This window comes from Acetobacter sp. AAB5 (assembly GCF_050106715.1).
Lineage (GTDB): Bacteria > Pseudomonadota > Alphaproteobacteria > Acetobacterales > Acetobacteraceae > Acetobacter > Acetobacter oryzifermentans.
In genome coordinates, this window is record NZ_JBNIEW010000074.1 from 1 (window position 1) to 236 (window position 236).

Below are 236 nucleotides of genomic sequence, written 5' to 3' on the forward strand. Positions count from 1 at the left end.
TGAGGAGATTCTGATGAAGAGTGATCGCTTTACTGACGCCCAGATCATGGGTGTGATCCGCCAGGCTGAGGGCGGTGTCCCGGTTCCTGACCTGTGCCGGGAGCATGGGATTAGGGCCTGTTAGGGCTTGATCCAGTCTGCTGCGGCAGCGATGTGGATGACCGCGAGGAACGACGTTGCTGTTTTTTCATATCTGGTTGCGACAGCGCGCCACTCCTTGAGGCGAGCCCAGAGGT

Annotated in this window: 1 protein-coding gene and 1 pseudogene; one reads left to right on the forward strand and one right to left on the reverse strand. The window is 58.5% G+C overall.

Going from position 1 to position 236, the window contains the following annotated elements; translation table 11 throughout:
- Nucleotides 1-13 precede the first annotated feature (13 nt).
- Nucleotides 14-112, forward strand: a pseudogene (locus tag ACP7IZ_RS13855) (transposase); the annotation flags it as partial.
- Nucleotides 113-120: 8 nt separating this feature from the next.
- Here ACP7IZ_RS13855 and ACP7IZ_RS13860 read toward each other — a convergent pair.
- A partial coding sequence (locus tag ACP7IZ_RS13860) for a transposase (RefSeq protein WP_146044241.1) occupies nt 121-236 on the reverse strand: 116 nt, incomplete at its 5' end.